We start from the raw sequence: 286 nt of genomic DNA, 5'->3' as shown, positions 1-286 counted from the left end.
CCCCAGCCCAGACCACCGAGCAGCTCACCGCGGAATTCATCGGCCTGCGCCGGTGTGGCGAAGGCCTGGAACAGAGTGAACAGGTGCGAATTATCGGGATCTTTCGCTTCGCCCGGCGCCTTGGAGTCGGTGACGATCCGCGAGATCGCGTCCTTCATTTCCTTGGCGCTGGAGAACAGCGGAATGGTGTTGTCGTAGCTCTTCGACATCTTGCGACCGTCGAGGCCCGGCAAGGTGGCCACACTTTCTTCGATCAGCGCTTCGGGCATGGTGAAGAACTATCTGC

The 286-nt window shown here is 60.5% G+C and carries 1 pseudogene; it reads right to left on the bottom strand.

Features of this window, described 5'->3' with window-relative positions:
• A pseudogene (locus AAEY83_RS14065) lies at positions 1-269 on the bottom strand (tryptophan--tRNA ligase); the annotation flags it as partial.
• Between the last annotated feature and the right edge of the window lie 17 nt (positions 270-286).

The organism is Psychrobacter sp. TB20-MNA-CIBAN-0197 (assembly GCF_040309765.1).
GTDB lineage: Bacteria > Pseudomonadota > Gammaproteobacteria > Pseudomonadales > Moraxellaceae > Psychrobacter > Psychrobacter submarinus.
The sequence above is the reverse complement of the archived record's forward strand: the minus strand, read 5'-3'. Positions and strand labels throughout refer to the sequence as shown.